Source organism: Gemmatimonadales bacterium (assembly GCA_035502185.1).
GTDB lineage: Bacteria > Gemmatimonadota > Gemmatimonadetes > Gemmatimonadales > JACORV01 > Fen-1245.
On the sequence record DATJUT010000046.1, the window covers coordinates 1 to 17,864 of the forward strand.

Below are 17,864 nucleotides of genomic sequence, written 5' to 3' on the forward strand. Positions count from 1 at the left end.
GGCGCCCCTTCGCAGCCTGCCGCTCCGCGGCAGTCGATGGTCCAGCGCGCCGCGCTTCCGAGGGAGCTGTCGGACTTCCTCATCGAGTTCTCCATCGCGTTGCACAAGCACTCGATGTACCCGGACGGGCACCCGACGCTGGGCCCCTCGTCGGACGCCGTGGCCCGCCGACTCGACACGCTGCTCGCCGAGCGGGGGACGCTGTCGCTCGGCGTGGCGCGGGAGCAGCTGGTGATCGAAGGGGTGGCCACCGATCCGAAGCACCCCGTGCTGAAGGATCTCGCCGACCGGCTGCACCGGCATCACCTCGGGGCGATCAGCTTCGCCCGGGGCGTGGTGGGCTCGGAGATCGACGAGTCGCTGAAGCTGCTGGCGGTGGACGCCGGACGGGGCGGAGGCGAGCCGCTCGGCATGCAGCCCCTGGGCAAGATCGCCGCGTGGCCCCACATCCGGCTCTACCCGCTGACCTTCGACCGGCTCCAGCTCCTGGAGGGCGGCGACGGCGAGGAGGAGCCGACCGCCACGCCGGGGGCCACGAAGGCGGCGCAGCTGTGGGTGGGGCTCGCGCGAGCGGCGCTCGCGTCGGAGGACGTGGGCAAGCCGACGCCGGAGCCGAAGGCCGCGGGGCGGCCGGCGCAGGCGGGGCAGGCGGGGCAGGGCGCGCAGGGCGGCGCCAGCGCGCCGCTCAGCGACGCGGAGATCGACGCGGCCCTCGACGCGGTGCAGCCCGCGGCGCCGATGGAGGCGGCCGCCGCGGAGCCCTCCCAGGTGGCGCGGGCCATCGAGGGGCACGAGCGCGGCACCGCGTACGACCAGGTGATCGTGGGCTACATGCTGCAGATCGCCGACGAGCTGAAGGTGGCCGGCGGATCGGGCGCGGTGGCCTTGAAGAAGCGGATGAGCAAGCTGATCGGCGCCCTGGACAAGCAGACGCTGGCGCGGCTGCTCGAGATGGGGGGCGACCGCAGCCAGCGGCGGCAGTTCATCCTGGACGCGTCGCAGGGGATGGCGGTGGACGCGGTGGTGGACCTGGTGCAGGCCGCGTCGGGCACGGGCGCGCCGGTTTCGCGCTCGATGCTGCGGATGCTCACCAAGCTGGGCCACCACGCGGAGCGCGGGCCGGCGGCGTCGCGGGTCGTGGCCGAGGTGAACCTGCGGGAGCAGGTGGCGGAGCTGGTGCGCGGGTGGGCGCTGGCCGACCCGAACCCGGAGGGATACGCGGCGGCGTTGGAGAAGATGTCGCAGGTCGCGCCGGCCCTCGTGGCGCCGGGCGAGGCGCAGTTCGAGCCGGAGCCCGAGCGCCTGGTCCAGATGGCCTGCGAGATCGGGGCGAGCGGCGGCGCGCTCGGCCGCGCCATGGACCATCTGGTGCTCGGGAACCGGCTGGCCGACGCGCTGGACGTGCTCGAGCAGGCGCCGCAGGCGTCGGCGGCCACCGAGGCGCTCGGCGCGCGGCTGGTCACGCCGGAGGTGGTGCGGGCCATGCTGGCCGCGCAGCCGCCGGACTTCGTGCTCCTCGACCGCGTGCTGCCACGGCTGGGCGACGCGGCGGCCGAGCCGATGCTGGACCTGCTCGCGGAGTCGGAGTCGCGCCAGGTGCGGCGGGCGCTGATCGACCGGCTGATCAGGATCGGACCGGCGCTGGGCCCCCACCTGCTGCCGCGGCTGGGCGACGAGCGGTGGTACGTGGTGCGCAACCTGCTCTACCTGGCGGCGGAGCTGCCGGCGGCCCCGGCCGGCCTCAACGCCGCGCAGTACGCGCAGCACGCGGACCTGCGGGTGCGCCGCGAGGCGCTGCGGGTCCTGTTCCGTGAGCCGGCGGTCCGGACGCGCGCCATCTGCACCGCGCTCGCCGACGAGGACGCGCGCGTCAAGCGGCTGGCCCTGTCGGCGGTGGCCGACGGCGGCTGCCCGGAGGCCGCGGTGCCGCTGGTCGTGGCGCTGGCGACCGGCGACGAGGAGAGCGAGCTGCGGGTGGCGGCGATCCGCGCCCTCGGCGCGGAGGGCGGCCGGCTGTCGCTCGACGCCCTGCTCCGGATCACGCAGCTCAGGCGGAGCCTGCTCGGCGGCATGCGCCGCGGCTTCGACGAGCCCGAGTTCCTCGCGGCGCTGGCAGCCCTGGGGGAGTTCCTCCCCGACCGCCGGGCGCGGGAGCGGCTGGAGCAGGCGGCGCTGCTGAAGGACCCGTCCATCATGCGGGTCACGACCGAGGCCCTGAAGGGAGGCACGTGAGCGACCCGGCCCGCTTCCTGACGTCGCTGGCGCAGGCGCTGTCCACGATGTCGCTGTATCCGGAGGGACACCCCGCACGGGAGGGCGTCGTCGACGTCGCCTACGGCAACCTGCAGGTGCTCCAGAAGGTCGACCGCCGGGTGTCGTTCTCGTTCCTGGGCGACGACGTGGTGTTCGGCGACCGGCCGATGCGCGAGCTCAGGGGCTGGGACTGGAGCAACCGCCTCGCCGGGGCCGGGATCCAGCGGGTCGAGTTCGAGACCGAGGTGACCCGGGAGGAGTTCGAGAGCTTCCTCACGCAGCTGATGGCCAAGCTGACGCTGTTCGCGGTGCAGCAGGCGGGGGAGGCGCCGCGGGCGGGCGGTCCCATCAAGTTCGGGGCGGTGGGCATCAAGGAGCTGGGGTCGGCGCCGGAGCTGCAGACCGCCACCATCGCGCTGTCGCTGCACGAGGAGGCCGAGACGATCCAGTGGCTCCACGAGGAGACGCAGGGCGGGAGCGGCCTGCCGCTGGCCGAGGCGGAGGCGGTGGTGCGCTCGCTGGCGGCGGCGATGCACGGCGACCAGGCGGTCGTGCTGCCGCTGCTCGAGCTGCGGCGGTACGACGAGTACACCACCACGCACTCGCTCAACGTGTGCGTGCTGGCGATGGGCCTCGCCGAGTGGATCGGCCTGGGCGCGCGCGACGTCCGCGCGTTCGGCGTCGCGGGGCTGCTGCACGACATCGGGAAGGTCAAGATCCCGTCCGAGATCCTGAACAAGACCGGGCGGCTGACGCCGGAGGAGCGGGAGGTGATGAACCGCCATCCGGTGGAGGGCGCGCGGATCATCATGGAGTCGCACGAGAACCTCGACCTGGCCGCGGTGGTGGCGTACGAGCACCACATCATGCAGAACGGCGGCGGCTACCCCAGGCTGGACTATCCGCGCGAGTGCCACCAGGCCTCCAAGCTGGTGCACGTGTGCGACGTGTACGACGCCCTGCGCACCAACCGGCCCTACCGCTCCGCGTGGCCGGCCCCGAAGGTGCTCGACTACGTGGAGGAGCGCGCGGGGACGGAGTTCGAGCCGGACGTCGCGCGGCGGTTCGTGAAGATGATGTCGGAGTGGGAGCCGCGGCAGGCCGCGCTCGACGACCAGACGCCGGTCGTGGACATGCACGCGCTGCCGCTGGCGCCGTCGGCGTCCGCGGCCCCCGGCAGTTCAGCGCCCGCCGGGCAGGGGTAGCGCGAGCTGCTCCAGCTCCGCGCCGACTTCGAGGGCCGGCAGCGGGGCGTCCTGGCGCGCGACGAGCAGCCGGCCGCGGAACGCGGTGCCCTTGAGCGCGCGGGCCACCGCGCCCAGGGCCAGCTCGGGCGTGTTGCACCGGTCGGACAGGTGGGCGAGCACCACTACGGCCAGGCCGGCGTGCGCCACGTCGGCCACCAGCCGGGCCGCCTCGCTGTTGGACAGGTGCCCGCCGTGGCCGGCGATGCGCGCCCGGACCGCCGGCGGATAGCCGCTGGCGCGGAGCATCACCTCGTCGTGGTTGGTCTCCAGCACCAGGGCGTCCAGCTCGCGGCAGGCGTGGCGCAGCGCCGCGGTCGGCGTGCCGACGTCGTAGGCGACGCCCACCCTCCGGCCGTCGCCGTCCTCGACCACCAGCATGATGGCGTCGCTCGCGTCGTGCGCCGTGGGGAAGGAGCGCAGCGCGAAGCCGCCGCACCGCTGGCGCGCGCCGGCCGCCAGCGGGCGGGTCTCGGTCCCGGGCTTGAGGCGGGGCGCGAGCGCGGCCAGGGTCCCCGCGCTGGCCAGCAGCGGCACGCCCCAGGCGGCGGCCGCCGCGCTCGCGCCCCGCGCGTGGTCGCCGTGCTCGTGGGTGAGGACGATGCCCACCAGGCGCGCCGGGTCGCCGCCCGCCACCGCCAGGCGGCGCGCCAGGTCGCGCAGCGAGAAGCCGGCGTCCACCAGGAGCGCGCCGCCGCCGGACTCCACCAGCACCGCGTTGCCGCGGCTCCCGGAGCCGAGGACGGTCAGCCGCACGGCGCCCGGCCGGTGGCGGCGCCCCACACCGCGGCGAGGTAGCGCCGCGTGCCCTGGTCCACCGCCACGTCGCGGCGCGGCATCACGCGCGCCGCGATCTCGACGAACCGGCCGCACTCCAGCAGCGCCCCCGGCTCGTCGAGCCCCCACGCGAACGGCGGCACCTCGCTCGGCGGCCGCGCCGTGCCGAACAGGTTCGCGCCGACCCCGATGACGCACCCGGTGGGCAGCATGGTGCCGATCGCAGTCTTCACGTGGTCGCCGATCAGCGAGCCCATGAACATCAGCCCGGTCTCGTGGCGCGCGCCTCCGAGGCTCACCCGCACCGGGCCGTAGGTGTTCTTGAGGTTGGAGTTGGTCGTGCCGGCGCCGAGGTTGACCCACCGGCCCACCACCGAGTGGCCGAGGAAGCCGTCGTGGGCCTTGTTGGCGTAGCCCAGGAACAGGGTGGCCGACACCTCGCCGTTCACCACGCACTTCGGCCCGACGGCGCTGCCCGAGACCTGGCCGCCGAGGATGCGCGTGTCACGCGCGACGGCGAGCGGGCCCACCAGCCGCGCGAAGGCGCGCACCTCGACGCCGGGGGCGAGCATGATCGGACCGTTGCGCACGTCCAGCACGACCTGCGGCTCGAGCGTGGCCTCGCCCACGAACGCGAGCGCCGGGTCGCCGAGCACCACGGCGCCGCGCGGGATGGTGGCCGCGCCCTGCTCGGGCCGCACGTGCTCGAGGTCGGCCCGCAGCACGGTGTTGAGGTCGCCCACCAGCTCCCAGACTCCGCCCAGGCGCTTGCCCGCGAGCGGGACCTGGTGCCAGGCGGCGGCGGCGTCGAACCCCGGCCAGTCGGCCCGCCGGGGGAGCGCGTAGCCGACCGTGGCGCCGCCGCCGTCCACGAACCGCACCGGCTCGGCGGGCGACGCGTTGCGGCCCAGGTCCGCGGCGGGCACGAAGGTGGAGCGCAGCAGGAGCCGCGGCTCGTTCTTCTCCCCCGGGCCCGCGACCACCACCGGCGCGCCGGGCTCGACGAACTCGCGCAGGTGCTGGTGCGGCGTCAGGTACCCGGTCACCGGCAGGCTCAGCCGCGCCGACCAGCGCTCGCGCAGCAGGAACGCGCCGTACCTCAGCTCGCCCAGCGGACGGGTGAGCGAGAACGGGAGGAACAGGGGCAGGTCCTCGGGCGCGTCGTACAGGAACAGCTGAACGCTCATCGGCGGTCTCCTTCCGGCGCGCCGCCTTCGCTCGCGAGCCCCGGCGGCAGCCGGGCCAACAGCTCCTTGAGGTGCGGGGCGCGCTCGCGCGTGGTGACCAGCGTGACGCCGCGCGAGCACACCACGACGAGGTCCGACACGCCGTCGAGGACGATCGCGCCGTCCTCGCTCCAGACGATGCAGTTCGCGGCGTCCGCGGCGAAGGCGGACCCGACCGCCACGTTGCCGCGCGCGTCGGCCGCGCGCACGCGCGACAGGGCGGCCCACGAGCCGACGTCGTCCCACCCGAAGTCGCCGGGCAGCACGGCGCCACGGGCGGTGCGCTCGTACAGCGCGACGTCCACGCTCACCGGCGTCGCGGCGCGATAGAACCCCTCGACGTCGCCCCGGTCGAGCGCCGCCAGGCCGCCCGCCAGCTCCGGCGCGTGGCGCACGCACTCGGCGCGGAACCGCGCCGCGGTCCACGCGAACATCCCCGTGTTCCACAGCGCGCCGGCGGCGATCAACCGGGCCGCCTCCGCGGCGTCCGGCTTCTCGACGAACCGCTCGATGCGGCGCGCCGGTCCGGCGCCGATGCGCTTGCCGGGGACGACGTAGCCGTACCCGACCTCGGGCCGGGTGGGCGGCGCGCCGACCGTCACCAGCGCGCCCTCGACCTCGGCGAGCTCGAGCGCGGCGGCGGCGGCCGCGCGGAACGCCTCGGGATCCGCCACGGTCCAGTCGGCATGCACGCTCAGGACGCTGGCGCCCGGATCGGCCGCGGCGGCCCGCGTCGTGGCCCAGGCCAGGGCCGGCGCCGTGGAGGCGGCGACCGGCTCGGCCAGCACGTTGTCCGCCGCCAGCTCGGGAAGGGCCCGGCGCAGGGCGCCCTGCAGCCGGCCGGAGCCCACGACCAAAACGCGCTCGGCCGCGATGAGCGGGAGCAGGCGGGCGACGGCGTCGGCCACCAGGGGCCGCGCGCCCGCCAGCGCCAGCAGCTGCTTGGGCCGCTCCGCCGTGGACACCGGCCAGAACCGCGAGCCCACGCCGCCGGCCAGGACCACGGCCCAGCGCATCAGGCCGTCGTCCCGCCGCCCACGTCGTCGCCCAGGATGGCGGCGACCTGGCGGAGCAGCTTCTTGGGCGAGAAGGGCTTGGTCACGAACCCGGCGGCCCCGAGCGCGTCCGCGCGCTCGGCCGTGGCGCTCTGGCCGGCGGCGGTGAGCACGATGAACGGCACGCGGCTGAGGCGCGGATCGGCGCGCGCCTCCGCCAGCAGGTCGAGGCCGGAGCGCGCCGGCAGGTTGACGTCGAGGAGCACCAGGTCCACGTCGTCGTGGTCGCGCAGGAACCGCAGCCCCTCCTCGCCGTCGTGGGCGATGGAGACCTGGTAGGGGCCGCGCTCGAATTCCAGGCGCACGATGCGTCCGATGAAGGGTTCGTCGTCGATGACGAGGAGATGGTGCGGCGTTGGCACCGCCTCTAGAGCAGCCGGGCGATCTTCGCGCGATGGCGCGTGAGATCGTAGAGCAGCGGTCCGAGGTTGGTGCGCGGCCGGAGCAGGATCAGGAGCTTGGCGTCGACCGAGAGGTTGGCCACGACCGCGAAGCCCTCGGCGTACTCGAGCACGCCGGTGGTGAGCTCGCCGCGCCGGGCGTTGCGGCCCAGCTCCTCGCAGGCCTGGAGCACAGCCGGCAGGTGGGCGGCCACGGCCTCCGAGTCGAGCCCGTCGGCGACCTGGCTGTCGATGGGCAGGCCGTCGTCGCCGAGCACGATGACGGCATCCACCCCCTCGCGGCGCGCGAGCACCTGCACGACGTCGCGAATTGTCGGCATCCGGTCCCTCGCTGGTGAACGGCGGTCCAACGTAGGCCGCGCCCGGGGCGGTGTCAAGCACGTCCGGCGGTTGACACTGAGCGCGCAACTCGCCTATTCTTCGCTGGTTAGCTGATGTCGCGTCCCCCGGTCTTCCCGCGGATCGTAGCGCTCCTCGCGCTCGCACAGCTCGCCGGTACCACGGCGTGCGACAACCCGTTCCAGCTGCCGCCGGCGGCCGTGGGCACCTTCGTCGATTCCGTGACGCTGTGGGCGCTCACCAACACGGACATCGCGCATCCCTCGGCCTACGACGTGCTGGACAACGTGGTGGCGCGCACCGATCGCGTCTCGTCCTTCGACTTCGCGTTCGACATCCGCACCGACAGCCTCGCCGACACCACGGCGGTGCTGCTGCCGCGCGGGGCGATGGGACTGTACGTGGACGGAGGCCTGCAGGTGACGACCCAGGCCTTCGACTCGATCACCATCGCACCGACCTCCGGCTACCAGGACACGCTCGCGGTCCCGGTGAAGGTGGGCACCGTGGTGCTGGCCGCCTCGCGCTCGCAGACCTGCAACTTCGGCTACGTCCGGCCCGTCTACGCGAAGATCGAGGTGACGGCGCTGGACTTCGTGGCCCGCACCATCACGTTCGCCATCCTGGCCGACCTGAACTGCGGCTATCGCAGCCTCAAAGCCGACTCGCTGCCGCCGTCGGAGTAGCGGTGCTCGATCCCAGGCTGTTCCGAGACGCGGAGGCTTTCGCGGCCCTGCGCGCCCAGCTGGCGGCGCGCGGCGCGGGCCCGGAGCTGGACGCGCTGCTGGCGAAGCTGCGCGGGCTGGCGGAGCGCCGCCGCGTGGCGATCGGCGAGGCCGACGCGGTCAAGGCCGAGCTCAACGCCAAGAGCCGCGAGGTGGGGGAGCGGAAGAAGCGCGGCGAGGACGCCGCGCCGCTGCTGGCGACGCTGGGCGAGCTGTCGGCCCGCGCCGACGCGGTGGCGGCCGGCGCGGCGGAGGCGGAGGCGGCGTTCGAGGCGGCGCTGGCCTTCGTGCCGAACGTCACCGCGGCCGACGTGCCGGCGGGCGACGCGAGCCACAACGTCGTGGTGCGGACGTGGGGCGAGCCGGTGGAGCCGCAGCCGTGGCACCGGCCGCACTGGGACATCGGCCAGGCGCTGGGGCTGTTCCAGCTGGAGCGCGGGGCGGCGCTGGCCGGCTCGGGGTTTCCGCTGCTCGTGGGCGCGGGCGCGCGGCTGGAGCGGGCGCTGGTGGCCTTCATGCTCGACCTGCACACCTTCGAGCACGGGTACACGGAGGTGGCGCCGCCGTTCGTGGTGAACCGCGCGTGCATGACGGGCACGGGGCAGCTGCCCAAGTACGAGGACGACATGTACCGCACGTCGGACGACCTGTTCCTGGTGCCGACGGCGGAGGTGCCGGTCACCAACCTCCACCGCGGCGAGGTGCTGGCGGGCGAGGAGCTGCCCAAGAAGTACGTGGCCTACACGCCCTGCTTCCGCCGCGAGGCGGGCGCGCACGGCGCCGACACGCGGGGGCTGACGCGGGTGCACCAGTTCGACAAGGTGGAGCTGGTGCGCCTCGAGCGCGCCGAGGCGAGCGCCGCGGCGCACGAGGAGCTGACCCGCCACGCGGAGACGGTGCTGCAGCGGCTCGGCCTGGCGTACCGCGTGGTCCTGATCGCGGCGGGGGACATGGGGTTCGCGAACCACCGCCAGTACGATCTCGAGGTGTGGGCGCCGGGCGCCCGCAAGTGGCTGGAGGTCTCGAGCTGCAGCACCTACCGGGACTTCCAGGCGCGGCGCATGAACACCCGCTACCGGCCCGCGCGCGGCGCCAAGCCGGAGTTCGTGCACACCCTCAACGGCTCCGCGCTCGCGCTCCCGCGCACCGTGATCGCGCTGCTGGAGAGCGGCCAGCAGCCGGACGGCAGCGTGCGCCTGCCGCCCGCGCTGGCGCCCTCGCTCGGGGTGGACCGCCTTGAGGCCTCCGCGCGCTAGGGTGCGCCGGGCGAGGTGGCTGCGCCGCCCGGAGACGGTGTGGCTGCTGGCGGCGCTCGCCGGCGCGCTCACGCTGGTCTCCGCGTACCTCACGGCCGATCACTTGAGCGAGGACGCGCACCGCGCCTCCGAGCTGTACGCGCGCGTGTTCACGGGGCTGGGCGACTCCAGCGAATACGGGGCGACCGACGCGCTGTTCGGCCTCGCGACCCAGATCCGCCGGCAGGGCATTCCGCTGGTCGTCACCGATCAGCACGGCGTCCCGACCGACACCGCCAACCTCCCGGCGCCGATGGCGTTCGACTCCCCGGCGCTCCGAGCCTTCGTGGTCTCGCTCGACCGCGACAACCCGCCCCTGACCGAGATCAGCGGCCGCACCGTCCACGTGGGAGCGCTGCCGGTCCGGGCCCGCCTGCGGCTGATCTTCGTCCTGGAGCTGGCCACGGTCGCCGGGCTGGCGGGCGTCGCGGTGCTGGCGCACCGCGCCTCGGTGCGCGCCGCCCGCGACCGCGTGTGGGTCGCGATGGCGCGGGAATCGGCGCACCAGCTCGGCACCCCGCTCACCTCGCTGGCCGGATGGATCGACCGGCTGCGCGACGGGGCCGACCGGCGCGACGAGATCGCCTGGCACCTGGCCGGCGACTACGAGCGCCTCGACCGGGTGGCCCGGCGGTTCGAGCGGATCGGCCAACCGCCGCGGCGCGACAACGTGGACGTCGCGGCCGTGGCCGACGCCGTGGGCTCCTACTTCCGGCCGCGGCTGCCGACGCTGGCGCACCGCATCGCGCTGGAGGTCCGCTCCGACGGCACGCCGGCGGGGGTTGAGGGCGACGCGCTGCTGCTCGAGTGGGCGCTCGAGGCGCTGGTCCGCAACGCGGTGGACGCGCTCAAGGGGCGCGGCGGCACCATCGAGGTCGCGGTCGCGAGCGAGCCCGACGGGGTGGTGGTGACCGTGACCGACGACGGCCCGGGCGTGGCTCGCGAGCTCCGGCACCGGCTGTTCACCGCGGGCGCGACCACCAAGGAGGGCGGCTGGGGGCTCGGGCTGGCCCTCGCCCGCCGGGTGGTCGAGGAGGGCCACGGCGGCCGGCTGGTGCTCGAGCCGTCCGAGGCCGGGGCGCGGTTCGCGCTGCACCTGCCGCGCGAGCTCCCCGCCGGATGATCGGGGTCGCGCTCAACGAGCCGCAGCAGGAGGCGGTCGCCCACGTCGCCGGCCCGATGCTGGTGCTGGCGGGCGCCGGCTCGGGCAAGACCCGCGTCCTGACCGTGCGCCTGGCGCGCCTCATCGACGAGCACGGCGTCGACCCGCGCCACATCCTGGCCGTGACCTTCACCAACAAGGCGGCCGGGGAGATGAAGGCCCGGGTCGCGCAGCTCCTGGGCGCGGAGCCCGACGGCCTGTGGATCGGGACCTTCCACGCCATCTGCGCGCGGCTGCTGCGGCGCGAGGCGCCTTCGCTCGGTTTCTCCCGCAGCTTCACGATCTACGACGAGGACGACGTGGAGGCGCTGGTCCGGCGCCTGGTGGACGACCTCGGCCTGCCGCCGCGGTTGTACGGCGGGCGCGTGGTGCGGCACGAGATCTCGCGCGCCAAGAACGCGATGGTGGGCCCGGAGGCCTACGCGCAGGAGGCTGCCGACCCCTACCACGCCAACGTCGCGAGGGTGTATGCCGCGATGGAGGCCGCGCTGCGGCGCGCCAACGCGATGGACTTCGACGACCTGCTGCTGCACCCGTTGACGCTGTTCGCCCAGCGGCCGGCCACGCTCGAGCACTACCGCGCGCGGTTCCGGTTCCTGCTCGTGGACGAGTACCAGGACACCAACCGCGCGCAGTACCTGTTCCTGAAGTCGCTGGCGGGCGAGGGCGGCAACCTGTTCGTGGTGGGGGACGACGATCAGTCCATCTACGGCTGGCGCGGCGCCGACCTCCGGAACATCCTCGAGTTCCAGCGCGACTTCCCGGGGGCGCGGCTGGTGCGGCTGGAGCAGAACTACCGCTCGACCAGTGCCATCCTCGAGGCGGCGAACAGCGTGATCGCGCCCAACCGCGGCCGGCTGGGCAAGACGCTGTTCACGCGCCGGGAGGGCGGGGAGCCGATCACGGTGGTGACCGCCGCCGACGAGCGCGACGAGGCGGAGTGGCTGGTGCGCGAGTTCCAGGCGCGGGTGCGCCGCGGCGCGCACGCGTACGACGAGATGGCCGTGCTGCTGCGGACCAACGCGCAGACGCGCGCCTTCGAGGACGAGCTGCGGCGCTCGGCCGTGCCGTACCGGGTGGTGGGCGCAGTGAGCTTCTACGAGCGGCGCGAGGTGAAGGACCTGCTGGCGCACCTCAGGCTGGTGGCGAACGCGGACGACGACGCGGCCTTCCGGCGGGCGGTGGGGGCGCCGCGCCGCGGGATCGGCGAGCAGAGCCTCGAGGTGCTGTCCCGCCAGGCGGCGCAGTGGGGCTGGTCGCTGGCGCGCACGGCCGAGGCGGCCGGCCGCGTGGCGGAGCTGCGGCCGAAGGCGCGCGAGGGGCTGGAGCAGTTCGCGCGCGAGCTGGCGGCGGCCCGCCGCGAGCTGGCGGCGCTGCAGCCGGCGGAGGCGCTGCGCGCGATCGTCGCGCGCACGGGCTTCGAGCGCTATCTGCTCGAGGAGGACGAGACCGGGCCGGAGCGGGTGGAGAACGTGGCCGAGCTGGTGACGGCGGCCGCGGCCTGGTCGGAGGAGTACGGGGCGGAGCAGATGGCTGACGGCGAAGGGGGAAGGGCGGACGACCGGAACCGGTTGCCGGACGGCGAAGACGCCAAGGCGGCAGACCCCGCCGCCCCGGTGCCGGAAGGAGAGAGCGGCGAGAGCCCGATCCAGCGGTTCCTCGCGCAGACGGCGCTCACGGGCAACTCGGAGATCGAGCGCGGCGAGAACGGCGTCACGCTGATGACGCTGCACGCGGCCAAGGGCCTCGAGTTCCCGGTCGTCGCCATCGCGGGACTGGAGGAGGGCCTGTTCCCGCTGTCGCGGGCCGACACGCCGGAGGCCCTGGAGGAGGAGCGCCGCCTCTGCTACGTGGGCGTCACGCGCGCCAAGGACAAGGTGTTCCTGACCTACGCCACCGCGCGGCGCCGGGGCGGGGAGCTGCGGGCGGGGTTCCCGTCGCGGTTCCTGGACGACGTACCGCCCGCGCTGGCGGAGCAGCGGGTGACGCGGCCGTCGTGGGGCCTGGCGCGGGAGCCGCGGCGGCGGCCGGCGCCCGCCGCCGGCCGGTCGCTGGCGCTGGTCGGTGCGGAGGAGCCCGACGCGGCGGAGGTCTCCGACGACGCGCCGGCGTACCGGACCGGCGAGCGGGTGCGGCACCGGCGGTTCGGCAGCGGGACGATCCGGCGGGTGGAGGGCCGGGGGCGCGATCTCAAGGTCGCGGTGGAGTTTGACGACGAGACCGTGGGGCTCAAGCAGCTGCTGGCGGCGTACGCCGGCCTCGAGCGGGACTGGGTGTAGCCGATGAGCGTGACCCGGAAGGACGTCGAGAAGATCGCGGCCCTGGCCGAGCTGGCGGTGGACGACCAGGCGGCGGCGGAGCTGGAGCGCCAGCTCACCCGCATCGTGGACTACTTCGCGCAGCTGGGCGAGGTGACCGACGACGCGGCGGCGGGCGACGCCCGTGCGGCGCGCCTGCGGCGCGACGAGATCGGCCCTGATTCGCTGACCCGCGCGCCGAAGGACATCGCCCCCGCCTTCCACGGCGGGCTGTTCACGGTGCCGCGGCTGGGCGAGCTGGACCGCGGAGACGACGTGCCGTGAGCGATTTCCGGAAGGCGGCGCGGGACGCGGCCGCCCGCATCGCGGCCTGCGAGGCGAAGGGCGCGCACGCCTTCCTCGCCTGGTCCGAGGCGGCGCTGCTCGAGCAGGCGGACGCGCTCGCGGCCTCGCCCGCGGCGGCGGGCGGCGCGCTGGCGGGCGAGGCAGTCGCGGTCAAGGACGTGATCGCCGACGCGACGTTCCCCACCACCTGCGGCTCGAAGATTCTCGAGGGGTGGCGCTCGCCGTACGAGGCCACCGCGGTGCGGCGGTTGCGAGAGGCGGGCGCCATGGTGGCGGGCAAGACCGTGTGCGACGAGTTCGCCATGGGCTCCTCGACCGAGTGGTCGGCCTACGGACCGGCGCGCAACCCGAGCGACCCGTCGCGGGTGCCGGGCGGATCGTCGGGGGGCTCCGCCGCGGCCGTCGCGGCCGGTGCGGTCGCGATGGCCCTGGGATCGGAGACCGGCGGCTCGGTGCGGCAGCCGGCGGCGTTCTGCGGCGTGGTGGGGATCAAGCCCACCTACGGCCGGGTGAGCCGCTACGGGCTGGTGGCCTTCGGCAGCTCGCTCGACCAGATCGGGACGCTGGGGAGGGACGTGGCGAGCGCGGCGCGGCTGCTGGCGGCGGTGAGCGGCCGCGACGACCGCGACGCGACGACGCTGGACCGCGTTCCCCTCGGCGAGCCCGGGCCGGCGGCCGGCTCGCTGGCGGGCACGGTCATCGGCGTGCCCCGCGAGTACTTCCCGAAGGGGCTGCACGCGGGCGTCGCGGCCGCGACGCGCCGGGCCCTCGAGCGGCTGAAGGAGCTGGGGGCCGAGACCCGCGAAGTGTCGCTGCCGCACACGAAGTACGCGGTGCCCACCTACTACATCGTGGCCCCTGCCGAGGCGTCGAGCAACCTGGCGCGCTACGACGGAGTGCGCTACGGGCTGCGGGCGGGCGGGGCGGCCGACGTGCGGGCGATGTACCGCGCCACGCGCGGCCGCGGCTTCGGGCCGGAGGTGCGGCGCCGCATCCTGCTCGGCACCTACGTGCTGAGCGCCGGCTACTACGACGCGTACTACGGCAAGGCGCAGCGGGTGCGCGAGGCGATCCGGGCCGACTTCGCGCGCGTGTTCGCATCCGGCGTCCACGCGCTGTTCACGCCCACGACGCCCACGCCGGCGTTCAAGTTCGGCGAGAACCTCGCCGACCCGCTCGCGATGTACCTCTCCGACGTGTTCGTGTGCACGGCGAACCTGGCGTGGGTGCCGGCCCTGTCGCTGCCGATCGGCCGCGACGAGGGGCTGCCGGTCGGCGGCCAGCTCGTCGGGCCGATGGAGGGGGAGAGCACGATCGTGCGCATCGCGCAGGCGCTGGAACGCGCGGTGGACGCGACGGCGGAGGTCCGGTGACCTGGGAAACCGTCGTCGGCCTGGAGGTGCACGTCCAGCTGCTGACGCGCAGCAAGATGTTCTGCGCCTGCTCGGCGCGGTTCGGCGACCCGCCCAACACCAACGTGTGCCCGGTGTGCCTGGGGCTCCCGGGCGCGCTGCCGGTGCCGAACGAGCGGGCCGTGCGGCTGGCGGTGCGCGCGGCGTACGCCCTGGGCTGCACGGTGCACGGCCGCAGCATCTTCGCGCGCAAGAACTACTTCTATCCCGACCTGCCCAAGGGTTACCAGATCAGCCAGTTCGACGAGCCGCTCGCCACAGGCGGGTCGCTGGCCTTCGCCTCGGCGGAGCGCGGGCCGGTGACGGTGCGGATCAAGCGGCTGCACCTCGAGGAGGACGCCGGCAAGTCGTTCCACGACCGGGTGCCGGGGATGACGGCGGTGGACTTCAACCGCTCCGGCGTGCCGCTGGTCGAGATCGTGAGCGAGCCGGACCTGCGCTCGCCGGCGGAGGCGCGCGCGTATCTCGCCGCGCTCAAGCAGGTGCTGCGCTACGTCGAGGTGTCGGACTGCAACATGGAGGAGGGGAGCCTGAGGGTGGACGCGAACCTGTCCATCCGGCCGGCGGGCAGCGCCGAGCTGCGGACGCGCACCGAAGTCAAGAACATGAACTCCTTCTCGGGCGTGGAGCACGCACTGACGGTCGAGCGCGCGCGGCAGATCGCGGCGACCGAGCGGGGCGAGCGCATCGAGCAGCGGACGATGACGTTCGACGCGGCGTCGGGCGAGGTGCGGCCGACGCGCTCCAAGGAGGAAGCCCAAGACTACCGCTACTTCCCCGAGCCGGACATCCCGCCGCTGGTGCTGGGTGAGGCGTGGCTCGCGACGGAGCGGCAGGCGCTGCCGGAGCTGCCGGCGGCGAGGCGGGAGCGGTTCGAGCGGGACTACGGGCTCGGCAGCGCGGAGAGCGCGGTGGTGACGGCGACCGCCGCGATCGGCGACTACTTTGAGTCGTTCGCCGCCAGGCTGGGGAAAGACGCAGGCAAGGACGCCTGGAACTGGGTCGCGAACGATCTGCTCAGCCTGAGCGAGGACGGCGAGACGATCCCGATATCCGCCGGGCTCGCCGGCGAAGTGGTCGGGCTCGTGAAGGCCGGGCAGCTCAGCCGCCAGGCGGCCAGGCGCGTGTTGAGCGAGATGGTCACCACGCCGAAGAACAGCGCCCGCGAGACTGCCGGGCGCCTCGGCCTCCTGCAGGTCTCGGACAGCGGCGCCATCGACGGCTGGGTCCGCGAGACGCTCGAGGCACACCCCGCCGAGGTCGCGCGTTACCGGTCCGGCGAGACCAAGCTGATCGGGTTCCTGGTGGGGCAGGTGATGAAACGGTCCGGCGGGAAGGCGGATCCGAAAGCGGTGAATACGGCACTCGCGGCGGCGCTCAAGAAGTAGCCGGGCGACGCGGGCAGGAAGACGGGGCGCCTCGCGGCGCCCCGTCTGCGTTCAACCGAGCATCGCACCGAGCGGCGCGCTCACAATCCCAACGGAATCATTCATCATTCGTCCAGAGACTTGCACGCCGGCATCTGGCTGCGTGCGGCCGTGCGGCCTACTGTTGGGCAGCGGGAGTGAAGCTGGAGGAGGGAACCATGTTCAGCAGACTGCCGCTCGTCGTCGCGATGCTGCTCGTGGCAGGCTCGGCCTGCGCGCACCGGACCGGGGCAGGTTCGGCTGCCGCGACGCCGCAGCCGGCCGACAGCGTCATCGTGAACATCACCAACACCTATCTACAGACGGCGGTGATCTTCGTCCGCGCCGGCACCCATTCGTACCGGATGGGCACGGTCGATCCGGGCTCGACCGGTCGTTTCGTGCTGCGCTTCCCCTGGATCTTCGGGCGCGGGGCGGAATTCGTCGCTGAGGGGCTGACAGTGACGATCCAGTCCGGATTCCTGTCGCTCAACCCGGGGGACGTCGTGGACTGGGCAATCGCGGGGAACCTGCTTCATACCCGGCCGGAGCTGCAGCCGTAGGCGGCCGCGCTCCGCAACCTACGCCGCGCCCGCCTGCCGCCACGGCGGCACCACGTCGTAGCGCTCCCAGTAGCCCAGGTTGGTCGGCCGGAGGCCGAAGTGCGCCTCCGCGACCTCCGCCACGCGGTCGGCGTCCTTGCGTCCGCCGTTGGAGAGCGCCAGGCGCCGCAGCCGCTTCGCCTCGGCGAGCGCGCGGCTCCCCGAGGGCTCGAAGCGCCGCGCCTGCGCCTCGGGCCCGGCGTTGAACAGGTCCATCACGTAGTTGAACGAGGCGCCCACGTGCCGCTCCACGTCGCGGTCCGTGAGGTCCCAGCGGCTCGCGTCGGCCGCGAGCTGCACCACCCGGCGCCAGTTGGCCCAATCGGTGAGCTGCACCATCCCGCGGAACAGCCGGCGGTTCGTGCCCACGCTGAAGATCGTCGGGGAGATGATGCGGTCGAGGTGCTCGTCGGCGTCGGCGTGGTCGCGCGCGATGATCTCGTGCGCGGTGCGCGCGTACGCGTCGCCGACGTGCATGTCGAAGCGCCCCTCCCAGTACGAGTGCCCCAGCGCCCGCGTGGACGAGGTGAGCACCAGCTGGCGCGGCACGAAGAAGTTGTGCGCGACGACGTCGGCCGCGAGGTGCGCGAGGTAGCCGAAGCCGAACGCCCGGAGCGGCGCACGGCCGGCCAGCTCCACGATCTCCAGGCCTACGTGCCAGGCATGGCTGTGCCGGCCGACCGGCGCGTACTTCTTGGCGAACGAGGTGTCGGCCGCGATGGAGCCGTAGAGGAAGTCGAGCGGGTGGCTCTGCAGCAGCTCGGCCAGGTAGCCCGGGAGGAACTGCAGGTTCGCCAGGACCGACTGCCCGATGAAGACGTGCGTGCCCGGGGACCAGGCCCACGCGTCGTGCGGCACGAGCGCGAGGAGGAGCACCGCCACGACCAGGCACGCCGCGAGGCGCCGCACGCCCGTCTCAGCCCTCCCGCTCGGCGGGACGGCGGCGGCGCACCGCGCGGCGCGCGGCGCCGAGGACCGCGCCGGAGCGGCGGACCGTTCTGAGCAGCGAGGCCGCGCTCAGCGCCGTCTCCTCGACCTCGTCCTGCAGCACGTCGGCCAGGGAGTCCAGGTCCTCGAGCCGGGTCTGCACCGCGTCCAGGGCGCCCTTGAGCCGGGCGCGCGTGTCGCTCGAGAGGTCGACGTAGCCCTCGACCTCGGCCTTGAGGCGGTCCGCCACCGCGCGCGCGTCGGCGGCGAGCGTGGCGAGCTGGCCGGTGAGCACGCGGGTGCGCGAGCGCAGGCCGAGGCCGATCGCGAGCGCCACACCACCCATGACCAGCAGGCAGGCGGCCATCACGGCCAGCGCGATGGCGATCGTCGGGGCGACCCAGGCGGGAATGGCGGTCATCGCGGCTGCAACATCG

At 74.4% G+C, this 17,864-nt stretch carries 17 protein-coding genes; 10 read left to right on the forward strand and 7 right to left on the reverse strand.

The features are described 5' to 3' along the window. A partial coding sequence (locus tag VMF70_06025) for a HEAT repeat domain-containing protein (protein ID HTT67567.1) occupies positions 1 to 2,232 on the forward strand: 2,232 nt, incomplete at its 5' end. Next, positions 2,229 to 3,458: an HD domain-containing phosphohydrolase gene (locus VMF70_06030; GenBank protein HTT67568.1), complete on the forward strand. Its 1,230-nt coding sequence runs from the start codon at positions 2,229 to 2,231 to the stop codon at positions 3,456 to 3,458. The genes VMF70_06025 and VMF70_06030, both read left to right, overlap by 4 nt. On the opposite strand, the gene VMF70_06035 is transcribed toward VMF70_06030, so the two are convergent. From VMF70_06035 to VMF70_06055, 5 genes are read right to left on the reverse strand one after another with little or no spacing between them, the layout of a single operon-like run. Then, positions 3,435 to 4,253 carry an MBL fold metallo-hydrolase gene (locus VMF70_06035; GenBank protein ID HTT67569.1) on the reverse strand — a complete coding sequence of 273 codons (819 nt, stop codon included), beginning with the start codon at positions 4,251 to 4,253 and terminating at the stop codon, positions 3,435 to 3,437. The two genes, VMF70_06030 and VMF70_06035, sit on opposite strands and share 24 nt — an antisense overlap. Further along, positions 4,244 to 5,461 carry a putative sugar nucleotidyl transferase gene (locus VMF70_06040; protein ID HTT67570.1) on the reverse strand — a complete coding sequence of 406 codons (1,218 nt, stop codon included), beginning with the start codon at positions 5,459 to 5,461 and terminating at the stop codon, positions 4,244 to 4,246. The genes VMF70_06035 and VMF70_06040 overlap by 10 nt, the downstream gene beginning before the upstream one ends. Further along, the gene (locus tag VMF70_06045) at positions 5,458 to 6,516 is read right to left on the reverse strand and encodes a sugar phosphate nucleotidyltransferase (GenBank protein ID HTT67571.1); all 1,059 of its coding nucleotides are present in this window, start codon (positions 6,514 to 6,516) and stop codon (positions 5,458 to 5,460) included. The genes VMF70_06040 and VMF70_06045 overlap by 4 nt, the downstream gene beginning before the upstream one ends. Next, positions 6,516 to 6,917 carry a response regulator gene (locus VMF70_06050; GenBank protein HTT67572.1) on the reverse strand — a complete coding sequence of 134 codons (402 nt, stop codon included), beginning with the start codon at positions 6,915 to 6,917 and terminating at the stop codon, positions 6,516 to 6,518. Before VMF70_06050 ends, VMF70_06045 begins: the two co-directional genes overlap by 1 nt. A 5-nt stretch (positions 6,918 to 6,922) precedes the next feature. Then, positions 6,923 to 7,276 (reverse strand): roadblock/LC7 domain-containing protein, encoded by a 354-nt coding sequence (locus VMF70_06055; GenBank protein ID HTT67573.1) that lies wholly within the window; start codon positions 7,274 to 7,276, stop codon positions 6,923 to 6,925. Between the two features lie 114 nt (positions 7,277 to 7,390). On the opposite strand from VMF70_06055, the gene VMF70_06060 reads away from it, so the two are divergent. The 8 genes from VMF70_06060 (at position 7,391) to VMF70_06095 (ending at position 16,461) form a co-directional block, all read left to right on the forward strand. Then, positions 7,391 to 7,981, forward strand: a complete 591-nt coding sequence (locus VMF70_06060; protein ID HTT67574.1) for a hypothetical protein — start codon at positions 7,391 to 7,393, stop codon at positions 7,979 to 7,981. A gap of 2 nt (positions 7,982 to 7,983) precedes the next feature. Continuing rightward, entirely contained in the window at positions 7,984 to 9,276 is a 1,293-nt protein-coding gene (gene serS, locus VMF70_06065) for a serine--tRNA ligase (protein ID HTT67575.1), read from the forward strand. A 1-nt stretch (position 9,277) separates the two neighbouring features. Further along, positions 9,278 to 10,438, forward strand: coding sequence for a HAMP domain-containing sensor histidine kinase (locus VMF70_06070; protein ID HTT67576.1), 1,161 nt, complete (start codon positions 9,278 to 9,280; stop codon positions 10,436 to 10,438). Further along, positions 10,435 to 12,756, forward strand: coding sequence for a UvrD-helicase domain-containing protein (locus VMF70_06075; GenBank protein ID HTT67577.1), 2,322 nt, complete (start codon positions 10,435 to 10,437; stop codon positions 12,754 to 12,756). Before VMF70_06070 ends, VMF70_06075 begins: the two co-directional genes overlap by 4 nt. Before the next feature lie 3 nt (positions 12,757 to 12,759). Beyond that, positions 12,760 to 13,059: an Asp-tRNA(Asn)/Glu-tRNA(Gln) amidotransferase subunit GatC gene (locus VMF70_06080; GenBank protein ID HTT67578.1), complete on the forward strand. Its 300-nt coding sequence runs from the start codon at positions 12,760 to 12,762 to the stop codon at positions 13,057 to 13,059. Continuing rightward, positions 13,056 to 14,453 carry an Asp-tRNA(Asn)/Glu-tRNA(Gln) amidotransferase subunit GatA gene (gatA, locus tag VMF70_06085; protein HTT67579.1) on the forward strand — a complete coding sequence of 466 codons (1,398 nt, stop codon included), beginning with the start codon at positions 13,056 to 13,058 and terminating at the stop codon, positions 14,451 to 14,453. The genes VMF70_06080 and gatA overlap by 4 nt, the downstream gene beginning before the upstream one ends. Then, a complete protein-coding gene (gene gatB / locus VMF70_06090; GenBank protein HTT67580.1) occupies positions 14,450 to 15,880 on the forward strand; it encodes an Asp-tRNA(Asn)/Glu-tRNA(Gln) amidotransferase subunit GatB in 1,431 nt (476 codons plus the stop codon). The genes gatA and gatB overlap by 4 nt, the downstream gene beginning before the upstream one ends. A gap of 197 nt (positions 15,881 to 16,077) precedes the next feature. Beyond that, entirely contained in the window at positions 16,078 to 16,461 is a 384-nt protein-coding gene (locus tag VMF70_06095) for a hypothetical protein (GenBank protein ID HTT67581.1), read from the forward strand. An 18-nt stretch (positions 16,462 to 16,479) separates the two neighbouring features. Here the strand turns inward: VMF70_06095 and VMF70_06100 are convergent, their stop codons facing one another. Beyond that, positions 16,480 to 17,409 (reverse strand): zinc dependent phospholipase C family protein, encoded by a 930-nt coding sequence (locus VMF70_06100; protein ID HTT67582.1) that lies wholly within the window; start codon positions 17,407 to 17,409, stop codon positions 16,480 to 16,482. Between the two features lie 7 nt (positions 17,410 to 17,416). Continuing rightward, positions 17,417 to 17,848 (reverse strand): hypothetical protein, encoded by a 432-nt coding sequence (locus VMF70_06105; GenBank protein HTT67583.1) that lies wholly within the window; start codon positions 17,846 to 17,848, stop codon positions 17,417 to 17,419. Positions 17,849 to 17,864: the final 16 nt, after the last annotated feature.

What these genes read in the sequence shown, in the direction of transcription:
- VMF70_06105 (HTT67583.1), bottom strand. Translation starts at nt 17,848, where the DNA reads ATGACCGCCATTCCCGCCTGGGTCGCCCCGACGATCGCCATCGCGCTG.
- VMF70_06045 (HTT67571.1), bottom strand. Translation starts at nt 6,516, where the DNA reads ATGCGCTGGGCCGTGGTCCTGGCCGGCGGCGTGGGCTCGCGGTTCTGG.
- VMF70_06095 (HTT67581.1), top strand. Translation starts at nt 16,078, where the DNA reads ATGTTCAGCAGACTGCCGCTCGTCGTCGCGATGCTGCTCGTGGCAGGC.
- VMF70_06075 (HTT67577.1), top strand. Translation starts at nt 10,435, where the DNA reads ATGATCGGGGTCGCGCTCAACGAGCCGCAGCAGGAGGCGGTCGCCCAC.
- VMF70_06060 (HTT67574.1), top strand. Translation starts at nt 7,391, where the DNA reads ATGTCGCGTCCCCCGGTCTTCCCGCGGATCGTAGCGCTCCTCGCGCTC.
- VMF70_06080 (HTT67578.1), top strand. Translation starts at nt 12,760, where the DNA reads ATGAGCGTGACCCGGAAGGACGTCGAGAAGATCGCGGCCCTGGCCGAG.
- VMF70_06040 (HTT67570.1), bottom strand. Translation starts at nt 5,461, where the DNA reads ATGAGCGTTCAGCTGTTCCTGTACGACGCGCCCGAGGACCTGCCCCTG.
- VMF70_06055 (HTT67573.1), bottom strand. Translation starts at nt 7,276, where the DNA reads ATGCCGACAATTCGCGACGTCGTGCAGGTGCTCGCGCGCCGCGAGGGG.